Source organism: Vibrio sp. 2134-1 (assembly GCF_033339495.1).
Map to the genome: position 1 here is coordinate 26,047 of NZ_JAWOUS010000019.1, position 22,586 is coordinate 48,632.

Annotated in this window: 25 protein-coding genes; 24 read left to right on the forward strand and 1 reads right to left on the reverse strand. The window is 43.1% G+C overall.

The features are described from left to right. The first annotated feature begins 33 nt into the window (after positions 1–33). Positions 34–588 carry a CDP-diacylglycerol--glycerol-3-phosphate 3-phosphatidyltransferase gene (gene pgsA / locus R7R78_RS18770; protein ID WP_225474134.1) on the forward strand — a complete coding sequence of 185 codons (555 nt, stop codon included), beginning with the start codon at positions 34–36 and terminating at the stop codon, positions 586–588. Between the two features lie 150 nt (positions 589–738). On the opposite strand, the gene R7R78_RS18775 is transcribed toward pgsA, so the two are convergent. Next, a complete protein-coding gene (locus R7R78_RS18775; protein WP_069544313.1) occupies positions 739–948 on the reverse strand; it encodes a helix-turn-helix domain-containing protein in 210 nt (69 codons plus the stop codon). Positions 949–1,054: 106 nt separating this feature from the next. Here R7R78_RS18775 and R7R78_RS18780 point away from each other — a divergent pair, with 106 nt between their 5' ends. From R7R78_RS18780 to R7R78_RS18890, 23 genes are all read left to right on the forward strand, one after another. Continuing rightward, the gene (locus R7R78_RS18780) at positions 1,055–1,594 is read left to right on the forward strand and encodes a hypothetical protein (protein WP_130200189.1); all 540 of its coding nucleotides are present in this window, start codon (positions 1,055–1,057) and stop codon (positions 1,592–1,594) included. Position 1,595: 1 nt separating this feature from the next. Next, the gene (locus R7R78_RS18785) at positions 1,596–2,903 is read left to right on the forward strand and encodes a HipA domain-containing protein (RefSeq protein WP_406707380.1); all 1,308 of its coding nucleotides are present in this window, start codon (positions 1,596–1,598) and stop codon (positions 2,901–2,903) included. A 386-nt stretch (positions 2,904–3,289) separates the two neighbouring features. Then, a complete protein-coding gene (locus tag R7R78_RS18790) occupies positions 3,290–3,652 on the forward strand; it encodes a transcriptional regulator (RefSeq protein ID WP_225474119.1) in 363 nt (120 codons plus the stop codon). A 164-nt stretch (positions 3,653–3,816) separates the two neighbouring features. Then, positions 3,817–4,398 carry a recombinase family protein gene (locus R7R78_RS18795; protein ID WP_225474120.1) on the forward strand — a complete coding sequence of 194 codons (582 nt, stop codon included), beginning with the start codon at positions 3,817–3,819 and terminating at the stop codon, positions 4,396–4,398. A 63-nt stretch (positions 4,399–4,461) separates the two neighbouring features. Then, positions 4,462–4,914 carry a hypothetical protein gene (locus tag R7R78_RS18800; protein WP_042763352.1) on the forward strand — a complete coding sequence of 151 codons (453 nt, stop codon included), beginning with the start codon at positions 4,462–4,464 and terminating at the stop codon, positions 4,912–4,914. Beyond that, the gene (locus tag R7R78_RS18805; protein ID WP_225474121.1) at positions 4,911–5,624 is read left to right on the forward strand and encodes a hypothetical protein; all 714 of its coding nucleotides are present in this window, start codon (positions 4,911–4,913) and stop codon (positions 5,622–5,624) included. The genes R7R78_RS18800 and R7R78_RS18805 overlap by 4 nt, the downstream gene beginning before the upstream one ends. 26 nt (positions 5,625–5,650) lie before the next feature. Then, on the forward strand, positions 5,651–6,886 hold the full coding sequence (locus R7R78_RS18810; RefSeq protein ID WP_225474122.1) for an ATP-dependent RecD-like DNA helicase: 1,236 nt from the start codon (positions 5,651–5,653) through the stop codon (positions 6,884–6,886). A gap of 700 nt (positions 6,887–7,586) precedes the next feature. Beyond that, the gene (gene csrD, locus R7R78_RS18815; RefSeq protein ID WP_167415480.1) at positions 7,587–9,596 is read left to right on the forward strand and encodes an RNase E specificity factor CsrD; all 2,010 of its coding nucleotides are present in this window, start codon (positions 7,587–7,589) and stop codon (positions 9,594–9,596) included. 11 nt (positions 9,597–9,607) lie between these two features. Beyond that, entirely contained in the window at positions 9,608–11,053 is a 1,446-nt protein-coding gene (locus R7R78_RS18820; protein WP_225474123.1) for an MSHA biogenesis protein MshI, read from the forward strand. Continuing rightward, on the forward strand, positions 11,050–11,700 hold the full coding sequence (gspM, locus tag R7R78_RS18825) for a type II secretion system protein GspM (RefSeq protein ID WP_005381197.1): 651 nt from the start codon (positions 11,050–11,052) through the stop codon (positions 11,698–11,700). Before R7R78_RS18820 ends, gspM begins: the two co-directional genes overlap by 4 nt. Then, entirely contained in the window at positions 11,693–12,025 is a 333-nt protein-coding gene (locus R7R78_RS18830) for a hypothetical protein (protein WP_005381196.1), read from the forward strand. The genes gspM and R7R78_RS18830 overlap by 8 nt, the downstream gene beginning before the upstream one ends. Before the next feature lie 20 nt (positions 12,026–12,045). After that, positions 12,046–13,686, forward strand: a complete 1,641-nt coding sequence (gene mshL, locus R7R78_RS18835; RefSeq protein WP_005388471.1) for a pilus (MSHA type) biogenesis protein MshL — start codon at positions 12,046–12,048, stop codon at positions 13,684–13,686. 44 nt (positions 13,687–13,730) lie between these two features. After that, positions 13,731–14,576, forward strand: a complete 846-nt coding sequence (locus R7R78_RS18840) for an ExeA family protein (protein WP_005381192.1) — start codon at positions 13,731–13,733, stop codon at positions 14,574–14,576. Beyond that, entirely contained in the window at positions 14,561–15,667 is a 1,107-nt protein-coding gene (locus tag R7R78_RS18845) for a tetratricopeptide repeat protein (RefSeq protein WP_406707381.1), read from the forward strand. Before R7R78_RS18840 ends, R7R78_RS18845 begins: the two co-directional genes overlap by 16 nt. Further along, complete coding sequence (locus tag R7R78_RS18850; RefSeq protein WP_005381188.1) at positions 15,664–17,388, forward strand: GspE/PulE family protein; 1,725 nt, start codon at positions 15,664–15,666, stop codon at positions 17,386–17,388. The genes R7R78_RS18845 and R7R78_RS18850 overlap by 4 nt, the downstream gene beginning before the upstream one ends. 8 nt (positions 17,389–17,396) lie before the next feature. Next, positions 17,397–18,620, forward strand: coding sequence for a type II secretion system F family protein (locus tag R7R78_RS18855; RefSeq protein ID WP_225474125.1), 1,224 nt, complete (start codon positions 17,397–17,399; stop codon positions 18,618–18,620). 3 nt (positions 18,621–18,623) lie between these two features. Then, positions 18,624–19,085, forward strand: coding sequence for an MSHA biogenesis protein MshF (locus tag R7R78_RS18860; protein ID WP_225474126.1), 462 nt, complete (start codon positions 18,624–18,626; stop codon positions 19,083–19,085). Between the two features lie 291 nt (positions 19,086–19,376). After that, positions 19,377–19,868, forward strand: a complete 492-nt coding sequence (locus tag R7R78_RS18865; protein ID WP_170890900.1) for a type II secretion system protein — start codon at positions 19,377–19,379, stop codon at positions 19,866–19,868. Positions 19,869–19,941: 73 nt separating this feature from the next. After that, positions 19,942–20,175: a type II secretion system protein gene (locus tag R7R78_RS18870; RefSeq protein WP_064368798.1), complete on the forward strand. Its 234-nt coding sequence runs from the start codon at positions 19,942–19,944 to the stop codon at positions 20,173–20,175. Between the two features lie 115 nt (positions 20,176–20,290). Continuing rightward, positions 20,291–20,839 carry a type II secretion system protein gene (locus R7R78_RS18875; RefSeq protein ID WP_225474127.1) on the forward strand — a complete coding sequence of 183 codons (549 nt, stop codon included), beginning with the start codon at positions 20,291–20,293 and terminating at the stop codon, positions 20,837–20,839. Further along, positions 20,836–21,435: a prepilin-type N-terminal cleavage/methylation domain-containing protein gene (locus R7R78_RS18880; RefSeq protein ID WP_225474128.1), complete on the forward strand. Its 600-nt coding sequence runs from the start codon at positions 20,836–20,838 to the stop codon at positions 21,433–21,435. Before R7R78_RS18875 ends, R7R78_RS18880 begins: the two co-directional genes overlap by 4 nt. Next, positions 21,435–22,148, forward strand: coding sequence for a PilW family protein (locus tag R7R78_RS18885; protein WP_225474129.1), 714 nt, complete (start codon positions 21,435–21,437; stop codon positions 22,146–22,148). The genes R7R78_RS18880 and R7R78_RS18885 overlap by 1 nt, the downstream gene beginning before the upstream one ends. After that, the gene (locus tag R7R78_RS18890) at positions 22,138–22,581 is read left to right on the forward strand and encodes an MSHA biogenesis protein MshP (RefSeq protein ID WP_225474130.1); all 444 of its coding nucleotides are present in this window, start codon (positions 22,138–22,140) and stop codon (positions 22,579–22,581) included. Before R7R78_RS18885 ends, R7R78_RS18890 begins: the two co-directional genes overlap by 11 nt. Positions 22,582–22,586: the final 5 nt, after the last annotated feature.

A 22,586-nucleotide genomic window follows, 5' to 3' on the forward strand; every position in this document is an offset into this window, starting at 1 on the left:
AACACACTAGAACGATGTGATCTTGCTTTGTACTTGCTCATGAATCTACCAAACATTTTTTCTTTACTCAGGTTATTGCTAATACCAGTGATGATAGCCTTCTTCTATTTGCCAATAGAGCATGCGGCGGCAATAACAAGTAGCATTTTCTTTATTGCAGCCTTAACAGATTTACTTGATGGTTATCTAGCGAGAAGGCTGCAACAATCATCCACTTTTGGGGCATTCATTGACCTTGTAGCTGATAAAGTTTTAGTAGCTATAGCAATTATATTGATAACCGAGAGCTACAACTCAATATTCATAACTTTACCTGCCATCATAATGATTGCAAGAGAGATTATCATTTCTGCTTTGCGTGAGTGGATGGCTGAAGTGGGCAGAATAAGTTCAGTCGCTGTCTCATCAGTTGGAAAATTCAAAACGACATTTCAAATGCTGTCGATATGGCTGTATTTACTTCAGCCCGAAGGTGTTTTTCTTTACATAGCCCATTTCGTACTCCTTGTTGCAACAATTCTTACAATTTGGTCTATGTGTTTATACTTATACCAAGCACAACATGATCTACTTAAGGATATTATTTAACTTTTTTAGGCTGTGTCCCACTATTTAGCTACTAACACCCTAAGCACTGTTGGGTGTGTTAGGTGGGTAAAGTGCAAAAATCGAGTGCTAACTTTTTCAGTGATGGGGTTTGCTAGTGCTCTACATATGTTGTGAATAATTCAATACAGATCAAGGCAAAAGCTCCTTAGCATCACAGCCTAAGGCATCCGCAATCTCATACAACTTCTCAATCGTGATATTGACTTCACCGCGCTCAATGCGTCCAACATAACTTCTATCTATCTCTGCGAACAACGCGAGTTTATCTTGAGTTAACCCTTTAGATTTCCTCATTTTTGCAATGCGTTTGCCCACAAGTTCTGCAAGGTTCTTGTTCATGTTTTTTATTTATGAAATTAATTTGCTGAACAATCACACACTTGCGGCATATAGATCCACGGATTATAATCCTCAAAATCAACAGTAAAGGTCACTTTTTGAACACATGAAGGTAAAGATCAGAAAAGAGTTATTTCTCGCTATTTATCACAATGAACATTTCTCTGCTAACGACCTAAAATCCATTTCATTAGACAGTGAGGAAAATGAATACTTATCAGATGAATACGTCGAAAAAAAATTGAAGGAGATGTCTCTTATCGGTGCAGTCCTCTCATGCGGCTTCGATAAACGCGGCGATGAGAAGTTTTCCAAAGGTTTTATGTTCAACCATACCGATTGGGAGGTTGTTGATTACGACAATTACAGTGAGGACTCCAACTATCTTTCTCTCAAAAAAGAAAGTCTCTTGACGATTTTGCAAGATAAACAGTCAGAGCTGTCAGAGTCCAATTCTCTTCATCAAAGGGCATGGAAGCATTTCAATCGGTTGTGTGCGCAATACTCCGAGCTGAGGCCATGCATAGAACAATACATCTCAGAACATGACAATCGTAGATTGGATATCAAAGCTGAAATGCTGGCAGTAGAAAATGCAATTAACCTCTACAAAAACACAGCCCAACTAGAAGAAAGTGGGAGCTAATTTGTACAATCCTATACTTTACGCACATGCCACAAATAACAACATGCTCGTGGGGCAGTTTGTTCAACGGTCGAAGAACAACTTGTCATTTTCATATTCTGAACAATGGTTAGCATATCATTCATCCTTTCCGATCTCGTTGAGCCTACCGTTAAGAACGGGAGAAAATTCATCATTTAATGTATTGAATTTCATGAATAATCTTCTTCCTGATTTAATGGAAGAACGATTAAGCCTTGCTCACTCAATGGGAATACAATCCAATGATGCATTCACTTTACTCTCCAAACTTGGTCATGATTGTACTGGCGGTATTTCGTTCACGGGTAGTGAGAACCTGCCAGATATAGGGTGGGAATATCGAGAGCTATCAATAAGTGACTTAAATGAACTCGTTACTCTGCGTAAATCATTTCTCCCATGTTTTGGTGAATACAGGCCATGTGTATCTGGTACACAAAGAAAAACCACGCTGATGAAAACAAATGGAAAGTGGTATGTCCCACAGGGAACCGCGTTCAGTAGTCACATAGTTAAGTATCCGATGGATGTTATTACCCAAAGTAACTCCGTGCTAGATATGAGTAGCAGCATTGAGAATGAATTCATATGTGCTCAAATAGCGAAGGAACTTGGTTTTAAAGTCCCCGATATGGACATAATAACCGTAGAATCAGGAGCTAAAGCCCTTGCAGTAAAACGGTTCGACCGATGTTTTGGTGATGGAGTTGTGACTCGTAGACACCAAGAAGATTTCTGCCAGATTTTGGGTGTACCTGAACATCAAAAATATCAATCGGAGAACAACCTAAGTGTCTCCAAAATTGTTGATGTTTTAAGTCTCTCTGCGCAAAGCAAGGCGAACAATCATGATTTTTTTAAATTCATGATTTTACAGTGCCTTCTTGGTGCCACTGACGGTCATCTCAAGAATTTTTCCGTGCATATTGATCCTGTCGGATACTATAAACTTGCACCGTTCTACGATTTGCTATCAGCTTACCCTGCTGTCAGCGCTACAGGGTTAAATAAGCGCAAGCTAAAACTAGCAATGGGACTGCAAGCATCACGAGGATACAAATACCATATCAGCAAGATTTGCTTACGGCATATAGAGCAGACAGCGAGTCAGTTCGGTATCAGTAATGCTGAATGCCATGAAATCGTCTATACCTTTCTCGCTCAATTTAGTAGCGCACTGAGTTCTATAGACAAAAGATTCCCTGGACAGGAGTTTGCGTTGGTAAAGGATGCAATATTTCAACATGCCACTGAAATCGTTGAAAAGTTAAACAGAACAATTAAGTAAACATCTGGGGTAACAATGGTTGCCCGTGTTGTAAGCATACTCGTTAGCAGTGAGGGGAAATATGGCTTAAACCACGACCAATGGAAGTAACACGACTCTCGACTTGAAGCAGTCTTTCGCGCTGTTAAGTGTCGATAAAAGCGGTATCGTAACGATGAAATTTGGAGATGAAGTAACGTTTTTTATGAATGACAAATGTTCAGCAATCACGGCCGATTTATTAAAAGTGATTGCGTCAATAAAAAATGGGAGTATCCAGCAATGAAGTGCGAAAAAGAAAAGATCAGTGGACTAACAGAAACTTCGTGTGAGAACCACTTCTGTTGATTGCTCCTTCCCAAGAAATGAAAAAAGAATTAGATGCGACTATTAGGAGTGAGGATGGTATGGAAGCAAAAATCGGCATTCTATCAGAAGAGCTTGCTCGTAAGAGTATGATTCGTATTGCAGAAGGAAAAGTGACGTCTGAAGAACCTTATCCTCAATTTTTGTTTGAGTCACTGGCTGCGCTTTCACAACTGTTGTCTAACGAAAATGTTGAACTGTTGAATTTGATTGCTCGCGAGAAGCCAAACAGTCTTGATGAACTTGCTGAAATGAGTGGGCGCAGTATCAAGGATGTTACTGATGCTTTCGAAGCTCTTTCATCTAAGGGCTTTGCTTGCCTGGATGTGAGGGGAATGGAATCTCGACCAATAGCGTTGTTTACGAAGTTCGAGATCGTCATGGGCAACAATTTTACCCTTTGAAAAGTGCTTCAAGTACCGTGTAGTTCTTTCCGTTTTTTTGATGTAAATAAAACGAAGGTTTGTGTTACATCTCCTTTCTCATCATATTTTAATGAATAACCTTCCATTTTCCGTAACAAAACTCGTAAACTAAACTATGTAACATAAACGTATGCGAATGTTTCATGATAATTGGATATGCGAGAGTAAGCACTACAGATCAAAACTGTGATTATCAGATTGATGAACTAACCAAATCTGGCTGTGAAAAAATCTTTATAGAAAAGGCTTCAGCTAAGACCAAAGATCGCCCTGAACTTACTAGATTACTAGACTCCCTTCGCCAGGATGACATAGTTGTAGTTTATAAACTCGATAGGCTTGGACGCAGTCTTAAAGATCTTATTACTTTGCTTGAGATGTTTAAGAGCAACGGAGTTCTGTTTAAATCATTGTCCGAAAACATTGATACAACAACATCTACAGGGAAGCTAGTGTTTAACGTGATTGGAGCTATAGCTGAGTTTGAGCGAGATATTATCGTGGAAAGAACCAAGGCTGGACTTAAAGCTGCAAGAGCGCGAGGCAGAAAAGGTGGCAGGAAGCAAAAACTCACAGATAAGCAAATTAAGCTCGCGAAATCGATGCTACAAGATCCCTCAGTACAAAAATCTGATGTGGCTAAGCACTTCAATATTTCTAGGCCAACGCTCAACAGATATCTAGATGCGGCACCAGATTTGGAACAAGAGAGTCTGTTTAAATAGCGTCTTTAATTTGAAATATCGGGATTTGGGAATTGGTGCAAATAGAATCTAGGAGAAGACCAGTTGAGCAAAGAGAAAGGACAAAGAAATAGAAATCTCTTCATTGCGTGGGTTGATGAAATGAAGGCCAAGAACCCTCCGAATTGGCTGGATTACTGGCATGGTGATACTTTAAGTCCCAAAAAGATAGCAGATGAGCTTGGTTTTGATTCGTCTGCATTCAAAGCATCTAGAAACAAAAAACTCTTCGAACTATTCGATGAGCTTAAGAAAGAGCTTGCAACAGAGGGGGTGTATCAAAAACGGAAAGAGAATCTGCCACTGGAAGAACAGAGCGCTGAAGTCAGGGAAGTGTTCCAGGACAATATGGACGAGGGTATAACAGATAGCATCAAGGTTCGTGACTTAAAGCGGTTCAATGCTCGGTTACAAGCTGAGAATGCAAAACTTACCGCCGAAGTCGCTAGGCTATCTGAATTTAAAGAAGTTCTCATTGAAATGGGGCTTTGGAAATGAGTAACGGTACTTTCTTGGTTCGGATTACCCAGATATATCAATATCATCCTGATAATGTTCAGTTAGGTGCTGTGTTTGTTAACCAAAACGCTGGAGCACACCGAATCGTATTGCTAACTACTCAAAACCAGCTAAATATGAAGCCGCAAGTAGGGCAGCAATGGGAGATATTAAAAGAGAATAACTATAGTGTGCGACAACAGCCAGTTAGTGTGGGTGGTTATGTGGACGTGTGGCGCTTCATGCAACCCAAACTTAAGTGTGTGATGCCTGACAATGGTATTGGTTTCGTTAACTTTTTAAGCTCTGAGAAAGAGTTTGTCGGTATTGGCAGGGTGAAAGCACAATTACTCTGGGCTGAATTCCGTAGTGACATTTTCACCATGCTCGAATGCGAAAAAGATGAACCATATAAACATGATAAATCAATAAGTAACTTTCAAGCGATCAAGGATGTTTTGAGGAGTGATGGGACGGTAAATGCGCTTTATCAAGGTTTTAGAAAATATGCCAATCTCAAGTATGCGAGCCAGTTAGTTGAGAGGGAGGTAGAAGAACCTATTCAACGTCAACTTTTTAGATTGTCAGGTAAGGATGCAATTGGATTTTTGAAAACGAATCCGTACCGCTTGTTCTCTTTGGGTATGAGATTTAGCAAGGTTGATGAGATCCACAAAAGCACTTCAAAGTTGAACCAAGTGATGAAATAAGGCTTGCAGCTATAATTGAACAATCTTTGCGTCTATGGAGTGACAAAGGGCATACGGTTGCACTTTGGCGTGATATAGAACATACGATTCGCACCTACTTAAATAACGACAAGTTACTTATTGAAAGGGCTAAACAGTTAACAGGTGACATCATCGGTTTTGTAAAACACGATGACAAATACTACGCATCAGGCAACTATATTTTTGAAAAAACAATAGCCAAACGATTCAGCAAACTCAGCAAGATGGGAAGCCTTTGGCGAAGTGAATTAGAGGTTGCGTTCGCTACTTCTATCCCTGAAGGTTGGAAACTTGAGGAAGCTCAAGCAAGAGCTGTAAGGACAGCATTAGTCAGCCATATTTTTGCTCTCACTGGAGGTGCTGGAACAGGTAAAACGACAACCACGAAGCTTATCGTTGATGCCTATCAAAAATTAGGTTTTAGTATTTATCCAGTAGCGCTTTCAGGAAAAGCAGCTAGACGCCTTCAGCAGTCTATTGGCATTAATTGTATGACGATAGCGCGATTATTACGTAAAGATAGTATTCCAGATAACAGTGCTTTACTGATTGACGAAGCGTCGATGCTAGATGCCTACACTATGTGGCGTTTGGTTACTTTGTTCTCCGACAAGTCAAGGATCGTACTCGTGGGAGATCCTAATCAGTTACCTCCGATCAATGCAGGGTTAATTTTGCATGATGTTATTAAGAGTGGGGTAATCAATCATGTCGAACTAGATGTGGTTAAGCGACAAGGCGCTATTAGTTCTATTCCTGCTTATTCGAATGACATACGCAATGGCAATAAGCCATCTTCTTTAACGACGTCTGATATTACGTTCCATGAATCAAGTGATGACCTGCTTCAGGACGCTGTGTCGGTGTATTTGCAATACGACAGGGCGATGATTGTAGCATCGACGAATGCCACCGTAAGAAATGCTAACCTCAAGTTACAAGCAGAGGTGAACCCTAATGGTCGGTTACTTGATCTAACAAATATGCCGATCACTAAAGGAAACTATGAGTTCAGAGAAGGCGACCCAATAGTTATAACCCTGACAAACTATAAATACGATGTTCAAAATGGCACTTTGGGCGTGATAACAAACGCTGAAGCAACCGAAGAGTATGCTTGTGTCATTGAGCTAGAGGATATTGGCGAGGATGGAAGCAAAAGGTCTTTAAAGGTCGATTGGCAGCTATTCGAATACATAGAGCTGGCTTACGCACTAACGCTACATAAGTTGCAAGGCTAGCAAGCTGAGAATGTAATCGTGCTGCTGGAGCGAAGCTTGTTGCTTGATCGAAGTTGGCTTTATACAGCCATAACACGAGCCGAAAGTAAGGTACATATCCTTGGTAAGGAGTATGACTTTCAGTATGGGATAAACAAGCGCAGTGCTTTGGATACACGCAAAACAGCTTTGTCAGAAATGTTGAAAAATGCTTAAATCGAGCTGAGTTAAGTAAAAAACGCGGATACTTTTACACATTTAGCTCGTGAAAGGTTGATTTTTCAATCGGGGTCATTGCTTCTATGTTTATGATTAATATGAAGATTTTAATTTTACTGACCCTGTTTTGGTTTTTTTGTCTTAGTTAACCGTTTTAGATTACGTATAAATTAAAATCGTAAAGAAAAGCGGCAAATTTACAGCGAAAGCTACTATAACCCAGCAGAAGTGCTGGTTTTTTTTTATTTTTACACTTTTAAATTCTGCTTATGCTTGAATCGAAAAGGCCGCGAATATCGCGGCCTTTTTTATTGTCGCAATCTAATGATTTCACAGGCTTCTCTTGGCAAGGTTAGGCGTAACAATAAAACTTATCAATGAGTGTGATTTTCTTTATGCTCCAGCCTCTCACTATCAGACTAATCCGATTGTTTGATGAACTCTTATCAAGTATAAATATTTCAATAAGGTATATGATGAATAAAAAAGGAATTTGGTATTCATGAGGTATACCCCAACTCTTAAGTTAAGCACACGGCTGGTGGCCTTTGTCACCATGATCGTTATCTGCGCCATGTTTATCTTGTTTGTCGGTGGCACCCTCTCTTTTAAACGTCTTGGGCAGGAATATCTCACCCATTATTTAGAAGGGATCGTAGAGGTGGTCGACAAGGAGATGGAAGATCCTGACGCCGCTTATTCTATGCAGCGCTGGATGCCGAAAATGCTGCAGGCTTCCAATATTGTCGAAATGACGTTGTCGACCAACAACGCCGTTGTTTATCGCTTCAAAGATACTTCTCATCAAATGGAAGCGTCAGTCTTGTTTGAGGCTGAGTACCAGCTGACTCACAATCAAGATTACACGATTCACTTTAAAGCAATTCCCCCTTACTTAGGTTACAGCTACTCAATGCAGGCGCTTTGGTCGATCACGCTTGCCGTTATATTGATCATCTTCTGCTTAATGCGCGGCGTGGCATGGCTTAAGGAACAATTAGAAGGCTCCGAAATGCTCGAAGAGCGAGGCAGAATGATCCTGGCTGGTAGGGTAGAGCAGTATGCCAAAGGTGACAAAAAAGAATGGCCTTACACCGCCAGTGAAGCGCTCGATGTATTAATCGAAGAGTTACAAGATGCGCGTCAAGAGCGAAGCCGATTTGATACCTTTATTCGAACTCAAACCTTCCTTGATAAGCTAACCGGTACCGCTAACCGAGTGTTATTTGATAGCAAGTTGGAATCGGCGTTACTAGAAAGTGGGGCTCGCGGCGCCGTGTTGCTAGTGCGTATTCAAGACTGGAAACTGGTTGAAGAAGAGCAAGATAAGCAAATTACGGATGAGTTTATTGTTGAAGTTGGGAGTTTATTGTCCAATTTAGTTCAACGATACCCAGATGTTGTATTTTCCCGTTATTACGATGCTGATTTTGCGCTTTTTCTACCGCACCAAAGTGCGAAAGATGTGGCTAACCTCGCCTCGCAATGCATTCGCCAGTTAGAAAAGTTAATGCCGCCAGAGCCACTTGATCCAGACAACTGGTGCCATATTGGCATCACCACTTATAAAGAAGGTGAGCGACACAGCCAAATCATTGATGAAGCCGAGACTGCTTTGCGTAGTGCGCAACTACAAAATAACAATAATTGGAGTCGCTTCAAAAAATGGAACCACGATGAAGAAGCTCGCGGAAGTGTGAGGTGGAGAACGTTATTTGACACAGCACTTACACCTGAAAGTGTGATACTCTACGCACAATCTGTGCACCCAATAAGTGACGCGACGCATAAAAAATCATTATATGAAGAGTTAACATGTCGGATTCGCGATCCTGAGAATGGGGTTGTTAAAGCGTCTCGGTTCATTTCTGCGATCAGACAGGTTGGTTATGAAGCGCAAATGGATAAGTCGGTTATTAATAAATTCTTAAGAGAGTTTAAGGATAATTTTGATAACTCAAGATCGTATGCGCTCAATTTGAATGTAACGCCATTTTCTAACCGAGAGTACTTTAAATGGTTTCGTGATGAACTCTTACAGTTGTCACGTGAGCAGAGAAAGTGTCTCAGTTTTGAGTTTGTTGAAGCACAATTTGTAAGACACTTAGACTTTATGCGACCAGTCGCTAAAATGCTGGCCGGTTTAGGGTGCCACTTAATGGTTGGGCAGGCTGGGCGTACCATCGTCAGCACTCACTATTTAAAAGAAGTGGACATTCGTTACCTTAAACTTCATCGCAGTTTAGTAGCAAAAATCGACCAACGACATGAAAACCAGCTATTTGTCCGCAGTATGCTAGGTGCGGCGGCAAACAGTAAAACTAAAATTATAGCAGTGGGAATTGAGAATCAGAACGAGCTCAACACATTAATTGAGCTCGGGGTTTATGGTGGGCAAGGGCGTTACTTTTCTGCGGAGCAGCAGTTTCTTCCTCGTCCCCAAGCGTTGCCGAATTCTCAATCAGAATCCCAAGTTAAATTGGGAAGACGAAATCGCTGGCGGAAAAAATAAAGATAATAATCATGGATTTCAAAGCACTATTCGACAAGCTTAAGCGATCATCTAGTGGTGGTCGCTCCTGCTTTTTGGTTATTCAGCCAGACGCCGTTTATTTATCATCTTCAATCAAAAGTAGTCGTCCATACCAATTTGATATTTCTGAGTCCAATTGGGAAAAAGCCGTTGAGCAAGCATTGAGCGTTGCAGCGAGTGCGTATGATTCATTAACGGTTGTTCTTTCTCATAACTATTACCAGATGTACCAAATCGACAAACCGGTCATGCCGCGTCAAGAATGGCCAGCCGCATTACCGTTTTTGTTGAAAGAACTGATCTCTGAGCGTGCTATCGACATTATTGCCGATGCGGTCGAGTTACCGAATTCAACCAAAGTGCAAGCATACGTCTTATCGCGAAAAATATTGGATAAGATTGTGTTACTGGCCAGTCGAGCCCAGTTACCATTAGAAGCCATTCTTCCTGAAGACGATATTTGGGGAGAGACTGCTGGTGAACTAGGAAACTTCCTATTATTACAACGCAGTGTGCGTGGTCATTTCCGTATAAGCGCTTTTGTCGAAAATACTATTGCGTTCCACCGCTCTATTCGCAGTGTGACGCCACCGTTAACGGGGGTTCCGTCTAGCGATTTACAGATGGACAGTCTGTCGTTAGAACTGCAACGTTCGATTGACTATCTTTCATCTCAGTTACGCCACGTGCAATTACATCAATTGAAAGTGTGCTGTGATGAAGAGGATGAGAGCGAGCTTGTTCAGGCTCTGAACTACCGTTTAAGTACTAAGGTTTCACCGTTATTACCACCAGAACATGAGCTATCAGGACATGTTTTGGCTGACACTGCGGCTACTTCAAATACTCGACGCGTCAACTTATATCCCGATTACTTAAAACCGAAAAAAGAGCTCCTGACGCTAAAAAATATCGCGTTATCTTGGGGCGTTGCGGCGGCTGCAATTCTATTTTCTTACGGTTATGTCACTTGGCAGAGCAGCGGTTTGGAAGATGAGATTGCTATTGTAAAAAGTAAAGGCGATATCATGAAGTCAGAGCTTGAACGTTATCAAGTCAAGCTACGTAAACATCAACCTGACAATAATAAGCTGGCAGCTAAAGCCCGCTTAGAGCGTGAAGTCAAGGCGAAGCGAGACTCGCTTAAAGCTGTCGGGAAATACGATGACTCGCAACGCACGGGTTACTCTGGCGTGATGCAATCATTAGCGAAGCTAGGAAACCAAGAAATTTCTTTGTCCGAAATTCGAATCAATACCCATACCTTAGACCTGAAGGGACTAGCGAAAAAACCGAGCTCAGTGCCAAATTGGGTCAGCCAATTTAAAAATGAAATTAACTTGGTTGGCCGAACGTTTGACGACGTCAAAATAGGTCGAAATGATAAGGATATTGTGACGTTTGAACTAAAAACGCGCGAGGATAAAGAGAAATGAACGAATTCTGGCTCTCATTAGAAGGGCGCTTTGGCGAAATGAGTACGCGTGAAAAAGTGCTCACTGCATTGTGCGGTTTAGTTGTCGTGATCATGTTGCTCTTTACGCTGGTATTGGAGCCAAAGCTTAACGAGATCATCAGTAATGAGAGGCAACTAAGTAATTTAAAGCAAGCCAATCAAAAGATTGAAATCGATACGCTACGTATTCAGGCGCAACTTAAGAAAGATCCAAATGCTGAGATTGATCGCGCGATATCTAATCTGTTAGCTGAGAGTCAGCATCTTTCGATGCAATTAGCGGAGATCATCGAGCATCTTATTACACCTTCGCAAATGGCTGAGCTGCTTGAAAATGTGTTGGAGCAGCAAAGTGGCATTCACCTTTTGTCTCTGCAAACCTTGCCATCTGAGCCAATAACGGAAGATAAAGAAGCATCGCAATACTCTGGTTACTACGTGCATCCTGTTCGTATGGAACTGACTGGTGACTATTTTTCTATTGCTAATTATCTGAATAAATTGGAGAGCCTTCCTGCGAGTTATTACTGGCGCAGCTTTAGTTATAAAGTCGAAGAGTACCCGAAAGCGAAGCTTGTGTTAGAAGTCTACACACTAGGATCTAGAGAGGAGTTTATTGGTGGTTAACAAACTCATCATCTCATTGCTTGTTATGGCAGCGGCAGGAACCGCTTGGGCAAACCAGGATCCAACGGCCCCACTTGGTTGGGAAAAGCCAGCGGTTGAAACGTCAGCGAAACCAAAAGTTAAACGGTATCGACTGCCTAAGCTCAACAGTATTGTGTGTAAGCCAAGTACTGATTGTATCGCGATTATGGATAACAAACTTGTCGAAAAAGGCGAGCTATTTAAGGGTTATCGCGTCGCGAGCATTAATAGTGAATTTGTAACTTTAAAGCGTGGTAACCGTCAGTGGGACCTAGAGCTTTTTGATTTAAACGTAAAACAATAATAACCAGAGCCCGATCAGATATGCGCAAATTAGTTGTAGGAATAACGATTGCTTCTTTAATGGGATGTTCAATGGGTCATCGGAATCCAGTGGAAGTTAAAGAAGCGCTCAATGAATCGATCAATCAAGCGAACAGCCGCACATTGGAAGAAATCCCTTCTTCTGTTGAGGCAGACTTGATGCCAAATTTAGACTCGAACGTTGCATCAGAGCAAGGCACCTCGAAGCGTTTTCGTATTCAGGCGAATGCGGTCGATGCAAGAAGCTTTTTCGCCTCATTAGTGAAAGGCACTGAGTACAGCGTGGCGATTCACCCATCGGTACAAGGTAATATCACCGTCAACTTGTCAGATGTGACATTGGATGAAGTTCTGAATGTCGTACAGAATATGTATGGCTATGACGTGGTGAAGTCTGGCAAAGTTATTCAAATCTACCCAGCAGGTATGCGTACGGTGACCATTCCAGTCGATTACCTGCAGTTCAAGCGTTCTGGTCGCTCATTAACCAGCATTGTTACGGGCTCTGTAACCTCGGCTGGTACGTCTAATTCTGGTGGTAGCTCAGACAGTTCTGACTCGTCAGACTCTAACAATGGAAACAACAACGATAGCTCGACCACATCTACGGGTGGTACACGCATCGAAACCATCACTGAAAGTGACTTCTGGCCGATGCTGCAGCAAGCTGTTGCGAATCTAATTGGTTCAGGCAAAGGGCAAAGTGTGGTTGTAACGCCACAAGCGGGAGTTATTACGGTTCGAGCATTTCCAGATGATATTCGCGAAGTACGCGAGTTCTTAGGTGTATCGCAGGAGCGCATGCAGCGCCAGGTCATTCTTGAAGCTAAAATCCTAGAAGTGACGTTGAATGATGGCTACCAACAAGGCATCAACTGGTCAAACTTATCGGCGTCAATTGGTAACTCGGGTAGTATCGTAGTCAACCGCCCTGCGTCGACATTACCACCATTGGATGCGATTGGCACGCTATTGGGCGGTCAAACTAACGTGACTATTTCGGATGGTAACTTCAATGCTGTATTGAGCTTCATGTCTACGCAAGGTGACTTGAACGTCCTTTCTAGCCCTCGTATTACCGCTGCCAACAACCAAAAATCTGTCATCAAAGTGGGTACCGATGAGTACTTTGTTACCGAGCTATCGAGCAATGCAGGCAACGGTGAAAACTCAAATGCAGTTCCTGAAGTGGAACTGACGCCATTCTTCTCGGGTATTTCCCTCGATGTGACTCCGCAAATTGATAACAAAGGCAATGTGTTCCTGCATGTTCACCCCGCAGTTATTGAAGTCACGGAAGAAGTGAAGCAATTGAACTTGGGCGGAGATTTCCAAAACATCCAACTGCCATTAGCGAAAAGCTCTATTCGTGAATCAGACTCGGTTATTCGTGCTAAAGATGGCGATGTTGTGGTTATCGGCGGGTTGATGAAACAGCAAAATCGTGAGCTTGTTTCTAAAGTCCCATTTTTGGGCGATGTACCAGCACTGGGGCACTTGTTCCGCAACGTGAATAACGTAACTGAGAAAACAGAATTGGTCATCTTGCTAAAACCGACCGTAGTTGGCGTGAACTCTTGGCAGAAAGAGCTAGAGCGCTCTCGTGATCTGCTGCAAGAGTGGTTCCCAGATGCGCAATAAGCGCTGGGAAAGGTTCTGTTTTTCAATAGGTTTGTGATTCGAGTATGTACTTGTCACACTTTGGGTTCCGAGTTCAGCCTTTTTCGTTAACCCCAAATACCGAAATGTTCTTGGGGTTAGTCCCTCACTATGAGGCGATCCAAACCATCCTAGCTGCCGTGCAAATGGGAGAAGGGGTGATTAAGGTGACGGGAGAAGTCGGCACTGGAAAAACCATGGTATGCCGTAAGCTGATCGAGCAGATTGAATCTGAAGTTGAGCTTATTTACTTACCCAATCCAGTGTTGAATGGGGAACAGTTGCAGTTTGCTGTCGCCAGAGAGTTAGGTATCGAGAACGATGATCCGCTGCGCATCGTTTCCCTCATTCAAGAGCACTTGATTCAAGTACATGCCTTGGGAAAGAAAACCGTCTTGATCGTTGATGAAGCGCAAGCTCTTTCCCCACAAGCTTTAGAAACATTGCGTCTATTTGGCAACCTAGAAACGGAACAAGATAAGCTCATTCAATTGGTGTTATTCGGACAACCTGAGTTGGATGAAAGATTGGCTAACCATGAGCTAAGGCAATTTCGTCAACGCATTACGTTTAGCTGCCAGTTACGTCCTCTCTCTATCGATGAAGGCGTGGCTTACATCAATAATCGTTTAGATAAAGCAGGCAATGGGGCGCACATTTTTTCTATTGAACAGAAAAAAGCGATTTGGCGTTCATCCATGGGGATTCCGCGCTTGATAAACCAAATTAGCCACAAGTCGTTGCTTGCTGCATTTAATGATCGTTGCACACTATTAAAAAATCATCACGTTTACGCCGCTATGCACGATACGTTTGATGCCCGTAAACCTAAGTTTAAAACACCCGTATTTTGGGGATGGAGTCAACCTTGAGTGCCATCAATAAAGCATTATCAGAACTTGCTGAAAAAACATCGCCGTCAGAGCTTACTCGTGCGGAGATTCCAAGTGTCTCACGCAGTAAACCTTGGCTTTGGCTTGTCGCCGGTTTTTCGTTAAGCCTTGCGGTTGGTAGCTGGGCGGTCTCTCGCGGTCCTGTCCCTTCAGGCGAGCTATCACAGTTTCAAACCGACGCTATGCCACTGTCGTCTGTGAATGTCTCACCAATTGTTTCATCGGAGCGCACTCACTCGCCAACGAGTAAAATGACGCCCGATACAACTCAAGTGGTTTACACTAAACCAACCACACAGCCGGTAACGCAACAGCTTCACATGCAAGAGACTGATAGGTTCACGCCAAGAGCTGAGATAAATATCGCCTCTGATGATTCAGTTTTACTCGCGCAGTTAGCAACGATGCCGAGCGAGGAACAATACGATCACGTAACCCACACGACAGCAGAAAACAGTTCAATGAGTATTGAGCAGGTTGAGCTTACACATCGTCAGCTTTCCCTTAAGGCTGTTAGTCGAGCGGAAAAGGCACTCGATGCTAACGATATGCAAACAGCGTTATCGGCTTATGCCGAGGCGTTGCGTTATGAGCCAATGAATGCAGACACGCGTCAAAAGTTATCAGCGTTGTACTTTGGTAAAGGTGACACGCGTAAAGCATATGAGATTATTCAAGAAGGCATCAACCTAGATACGAACAACCAAGTACTCCGCTTGGCCTTGTCTAAGTTGTTAGTGAAAGCTAATCAACCTGAAGCGGCGCTGAGCCCGCTTGTTCATTTGCCTCCAGTACCAAGTCGAGATTACTTGGCGATGCGTGCGGCATTGGCACAAAAACACAAGCAAAATGACATTGCGCTTGAGAGCTATCAACTCCTCACTCAGCGTGAGCCGGAAAACGCGCGCTGGTGGTTAGGTTTGGCTATTCAACAAGAGCGCGCCCTGGCTTTTACTGCCGCGATTAACTCTTACAACCAAGCTCTGGGTAAAGTTGGCATTTCGAATCAATCGCAAGCATTTATCCGTGACCGTTTGAGCATCTTGAAAGAGTTGGAGAGCGCACAATGAAAATTCAGTTGAGAAAACGCTTGGGCGATCTTCTGGTTGAGGAAGGTATCGTCTCTGAAGAACAAATCCAGCAAGCACTAAACGCACAACGCAGTACCGGGCAGAAGCTAGGGGATGCGTTAATTGACCTTGGTTTTATTACCGAAAAGCAAATGTTGGACTTCTTGTCTCAGCAGCTTGGTTTGCCACTGATCGATCTTGGGCGTGCGCCTGTGGATGCCGAAGCCGTGCAGATTTTACCTGAGGTACACGCACGTCGCTTACGTGCGATGGTCGTTGCTCGAAATGGGGACACACTGCGCGTTGCTATGAGTGACCCAGCGGATTTGTTCATCCAAGAATCATTGATGAACTTGTTGGGCCAATACAACCTTGAGTTCATTGTGGCTTCAGAGCGTCAGCTCATTTCAAGCTTTGACCGCTATTACCGCCGTACTAAAGAGATCGCCTCCTTTGCTGAGCAGCTGCATGAAGAGCATAAAGATGTACAAAGCTTTGATTACGGTATTGATGAAGCCGATAGTGAAGAGGTTACCGTTGTAAAGCTGGTTAATTCCATGTTTGAAGATGCGGTACAGGTTGGAGCTTCGGATATTCATATTGAGCCAGACGATCAAGTGTTGCGTTTGCGCCAGCGTATTGATGGCGTATTGCATGAAACGCTCTTAAATGAAGTGAATATTGCATCGGCTTTGGTTCTTCGACTGAAGTTGATGGCACACCTAGATATTTCTGAAAAGCGCTTGCCGCAAGATGGCCGATTCAATATCAAAGTTCGTGGCCAATCAATTGATATTCGTATGTCGACGTTACCAACGCAGTACGGAGAATCTGTGGTAATGCGTCTGCTTAACCAGTCCGCAGGTTTGCGTCCGTTAGAAGAGTCGGGCTTGCCGCCAGACTTGCTTGCTCGCTTACGTCGACAGTTGGCGCGTCCGCACGGCATGATTTTGGTTACCGGGCCGACAGGTTCAGGTAAAACCACCACGCTTTACGGCGCATTGAGTGAGCTCAACGAACCTGGGAAAAAGATCATTACAGCAGAGGACCCGGTTGAATATCGTCTGCCTCGCATCACTCAGGTACAGGTTAACAGTAAGATCGATCTAACTTTCTCGCGTGTTCTGAGAACCTTTTTACGTCAAGACCCAGACATCATTCTTGTTGGTGAGATGCGTGATCAAGAGACGGTAGAAATTGGTCTGCGAGCTGCACTAACGGGTCACTTAGTATTGAGTACTCTCCACACCAACGATGCTGTCGACAGTGCGTTACGTATGATCGATATGGGTGCGCCGGGTTACTTGGTTGCTAGTGCAGTCAGAGCCGTGGTGGCGCAGCGTCTTGTGCGCCGAGTTTGCCCAGATTGTAAAACAGAAGACCACTTAGATGAGTCTCGTCAGCAGTGGTTAGCTGGGCGTTTCCCAAATCAAGTTAGCACCATTTTTTATAAAGGCGCAGGTTGCCAAAACTGTAACTTGACTGGTTATCGAGGCCGAATCGGTGTGTTTGAAATGCTCGAACTTGAGCAAGAGATGATGGATAAATTGCGCGCCAATGATGCGGTTGGCTTTGCGCAAGCCGCGCGCCGCTCAGAAAACTATAAGCCACTGCTTGCTTCTGCAATGGAACTGGCGCTACAAGGCACCGTCAGTTTGGATGAAGTGATGACCCTAGGTGAGGGTGATGCTTCTGGTAAGACTGATCCCATTTTCATATAGGTAAGTGAATGCCAACTTTTCGTTATCAAGGCCGCACGCTAGACGGCTCATCCACTAACGGCAAAATCGAAGCAGTGAACTCAGAAGCTGCGGCGGAAGCATTGATGAATAAAGGAGTCATCCCGCTCAATGTACGTTTAGAGAAAGAGTCGGCAAAAAGCCAAGTGAGCTTATCTAAGCTGTTTGTGCCTGCTATTCCGTTGGAAGTAATTATTCTTTTCTCTCGCCAGTTGTTTAGTTTGACTAAAGCTGGCGTACCTTTGCTGCGCTCTATGCGTGGCTTGTTGCAAAATTGCGAAAACAAACAGCTTAAAGAGGCGCTAGAAGATGTCGTTTCTGAACTGAGTAATGGCCGAGGTTTGTCTTCTGCGATGCAGCAACACAGTAAAGTATTCAGCCCACTGTTCGTTTCTATGATCAACGTCGGTGAGAATACGGGTCGGCTTGACCAAGCGCTATTGCAACTGGCGAATTACTACGAACAGGAACTTGAGACTCGTAAACGCATTAAAGCGGCGATGCGTTATCCGACGTTTGTCATTATCTTTATCACCATTGCCATGTTTGTATTGAATATCTTGGTGATCCCTGAGTTTGCATCGATGTTCATGCGCTTTGGGGTGGAGCTACCATTGCCGACGCGTATTTTGATCGCGACTTCTAATTTCTTTGTTAATTATTGGGTGTTGCTGGTTGTGGCAATGATTGGCGCGTTTACGGTGTTCAGAGCGTGGGTGGCGACGGCTGATGGTCGGGAGAAGTTCGATAAGTTTCGGCTTCGGCTGCCAATTGTAGGCGATATCGTTAATCGTGCGCAGCTTTCTCGTTTTGCCAGAACCTTTTCGTTGATGCTGAAATCAGGGGTGCCACTTAACCAGTCTTTGGCTTTGGCCGGGGAAGCCTTAGGGAACCGTTTTTTAGAAAACCGAATTCTTGAGATGAAGTCCGCGATTGAAGCGGGTAGCACCATTTCAGTGACGGCCATCAACAGTAAAATATTCACCCCATTGGTGATTCAGATGATTGCAGTAGGTGAAGAAACTGGTCGTATTGATGAGCTGCTGCTGGAAGTGTCGGATTTTTACGATCGAGAAGTCGATTACGATCTAAAAACACTGACCGCAAGAATAGAACCATTACTTTTGGTGATTGTCGCAGGCATGGTCATGGTGCTGGCATTGGGTATCTTCCTACCAATGTGGGGAATGCTCGACATCATCAAAGGCGGCTAATGCGTGGTTGAAAATCAAAGCCGAGCAACGCTTATTGTGTTTGGGGTTATTGCTACGATTATGGCGGTGGGTTTGGCGGTCAAATTACGTCCTGTGACCGAGCAAGCACAAGTAACTGGAGCGAAGTTAGCGAGAGTTTGGATGCAAGATAGTGTTCAGCGTTATCGTCAAGCTTGGCTAGTACAAGGCGAGCCAGAACATATGCTGATAGATGGCTTAAACCTTACTATGACTGAGGGCGGGTTAGTGTCTCCCTTTACTCAGCAAGGTGTATTAGATTGTGGTTATTGGCTAGCGGTGCATTACCCCCAACGTAAAATAATGACCAACAAGTTAATAGATATCAGTGGAGCCATCAAAACTGATCGTTATGTCTGTCACTACACTTATGAAAATGGTCAGTCGATTGTAGTTATCTCAACTGCTAATCAACTGAAAATAGACGTCGAAATGTCGGCGGAGTGAATTTTTTGACACCTAATTACTATAATTGGTAATGAAAGTCGGTATAATGCAATCATTACCATAAGTAACAGGCTGTAATCGTGGGTAAACAATAATGTGTTTTTCTCATTGCAGCATGAACTGAATAATGGCGAATCGTCATTCTGCTCAAGCGGTAGATACAGTATCCACTTCACGGTCAGTTTTAGTGAAGGTTGCTGCCCCAAACCGTTTTGACAATATCCAAAATGGTCGCGTGACCTAAACGAAACTTTGCAGTTGTACTGCATGCTTACATAGAGAGAGTAAACAATGAAAAGACAAGGTGGTTTCACCCTTATCGAATTGGTAGTGGTAATTGTAATCCTAGGTATTCTAGCGGTAACTGCAGCACCACGTTTCCTTAACCTGCAAGATGATGCTCGTGATTCGACATTAGAAGGTCTTAAAGGCGCTATTACAGGTGCATCTGGTATTGTGTATGGTAAGTCTGCAATTGCAGGTGTAGAGACTTCTTCTGATAGTTCAATTTCTGTTGGTACCGATACTATTGGAGTTGCTTATGGTTACCCTAAAGCAGCAAGCGACATTGAGAAAGTTGTAGATGGTGTTGGTTCTGGTAAAGATTTTATTGAAAAAACTGGTGATACAAACGCTGATACTAAGATTTACTTCGGTATTGAAAAATACACTAAAAAGTGTGTTGAGTACTCTCAAGCAACATCAAGTGCTGCTGCAACGGTTAAAGTTGTGACACCTGGTAAAGATAGCGTTGTAACTGCTGCATGTAATGACAAGGCTTAAGCTAAAGATTCAGTCAAAGGCCAGCTAGTCTGGCCTTTATCTCTTTATTTTGATTAATCTCGGAATAGTACATATGCGTAAAACATCGGGTCTTAGTGCGATAGAGTTTGTGGTTGTGCTGATTATCTTAGGTGTGATCGGTTATGTGGTATTACCAAGATTTATCAGCTTCGAGCCAGAAACTTACGAAGCGAAGTGGGAGCAAACCAAGCAGACCGCCGAGCACGTTTCTGAAACGCTGAGCAATAAAGAAACTTACGATCGAATTGAAGAAGAAATTGGTCGTTCAAAAGGGCAAAATAACTAGACATTGGTTATTTGTTCGTCTGTTCACACTTCGAATCGAAAAATTATAAACCTATCATTAATCTCATAATTTCATCGTATACTTATCTCGCTTGTTCTAAGCCTAAGGTTGGGTTATGAAAATTCGCAGCTCTGCATTAGGGTTCACGTTAATGGAGTTAATCCTCGTGATTGTTCTCCTCTCTATCCTTTCACTTTTTGCAGCCAGCCGTTTTATGGGATCTGGCAATTTCTCTGCATATGCATTACAAGAACGCGTGATTTCTGTGATTCGCCAAGTGCAGGTGAATCGTATGCAGTCGAATATCAGCATCCCAAACAAGCCTTATCCTGAAAGATGTCTACCCAGTAGCTACAAAGCTGGAGAGGACTCTAGCTACACAAACTTTTGTCTATCGATTACGAGTACTTGTATAGGATCTAGTGCAGCGTGCAATCTGGCTAGTAAGGAACGAGATGCTCGAAGCGATGTTGTTGTCGATAACTCAGCACAGTTTTCTATTATTAATGGTGCCTCTAGTCCCATTGAATTTGATCTATTGGGTAATCCTCTCAATGTTTCTTCTGCTGGTATTTCTATTCTTATTCAAGATAAAAACAGCCAAAGCCAGTGCCGAGTATTGATTAACCCTCAAGGTTATGTTTCGGAGGGAGCATGTTCATGAGAAAGCATATTGGTATGACGCTTATTGAGATGATCATTGCCATCATTCTTATGGGGATTGCGATGGTAGCATTTACGTCTTTTTTAGTTCCTCAAATTCGTGATTCAGCAATGCCTCATTATCAAATGCGTGCAGCAGCCTTAGGGCAGGGTTTTATGTCGCAAATATTGGCACGTGGCTTTGACCAGTGGAGTGATTTTGATGGTGGAGTTATTCGTTGTGAGGAGCCTAGTTTTAACCCTCATCCAGATAACCCCTCTAACGGTTGTTCGGCAACATTGGGTGTCGATACAAAATATGGCGAAATTTCTAATAATCCGAGTACTTTTAATGACGTGGATGATTACATAGGTTGTTGGAGTACACCGACGACAATAGGTCAGTGCCAAAGTGCGAAGCGTGGGAGTATTGCTGATGTATTAGGAAAGAGCGGTGAAGATAAATATCGCAATTTCCGTGTTGAGGTCGGAGTTGCGTACGACAACTTATCTGCGGCGAAAACGACAGGCATCACTAACTATAAAAAAATCACTATTACTATTTTTGCGAGCAACACTCAGCCATTAACACTCACTGCCATAAGAGGGAACTACTGATGAAAGCTCGTGGTTTTACCTTAATGGAAATGATCGTCACCATTGTGATCGGGAGTTTTATCATGCTGGGTATTGCGGGTTATGTTCAGCTTGGTATGAAAGGTTATGCATATACAGTTGACCGACAACGTATGCAAACTCAAGCCCAGTTTGTGCTAGAGAAAATGTCGCGAGAAATTCGTCACGCAGTCCCAAACAGCTTTCATGTACCTACCGGAGCTACCAATTGCTTGGAGTTTATGCCGATTGAATATTCCGGTTTTTACACGCTGACGAATAACAACTTAGAGTTTCTGTTAGGCAATGACTCTACATTGAATCCTATTCCAGCGAATCGTTGGATGGTGATTAATCCAAATCGCTATGAAGACTTACAGCCTTCTTCTTCGCAGAGTTTGGATGTTGGTAATTTAGATAAAAGAGATGGTGTGTTTGTTGTCAGTGATGCAGCAAGTACTATTGGTGGCTCTTCTATTTCGAGTCGTCATTACATCTATCAAGATAAGTCTGAAGTACGTTACTGCTTCGAGAACAAGCAAATCACGCGCAATGGAATTACGGTCGCGGATAGTGTCGATACTTCTGTAAGTGATATGCACTATCTAGAACCAACGCTGCAACGTGGTGGTCTTGTACACATCAATTTAGAGTTCACTCAAAACGGGGAGCGTAGTGTTTACCAACAAGACGTGCAGGTGCTCAATGTTCCGTAGAAATGTCCAACAAGGTAGTGTTCTGATCGTCGTGTTGTTTGTCATCATTGTGATGGGGTACTTAGCTGCTTCTTTGATGAGAGTAAGTTGGTCAAACCAAAGTACATTAACGAGAAATTTTTTGGGTACCAAAGCTTGGTTTGTTGCTCAATCTGCCAATGAGTGGGCACTAACTCAGCTTTATCCATTAAACACAGATGGCTCGGTCATCACTGATGTTTGCTCTAAGATTGAAAACGGGAATACACCTCCTCCTACACAGATTACACAAGGATCGGGTTGCCGAATCAATACTATGACATGTTCAAATATCGGTACCTTTAACGCAGGTACCTCTGAAGCTGAATCTCTTTTTAGAGTGCAAGCCACAGCAGTTTGTGGTTCCGGGGTTGCACAAGTACAGCGACAACAAGAGGTTTGGGTTAAGGAATGAATTAT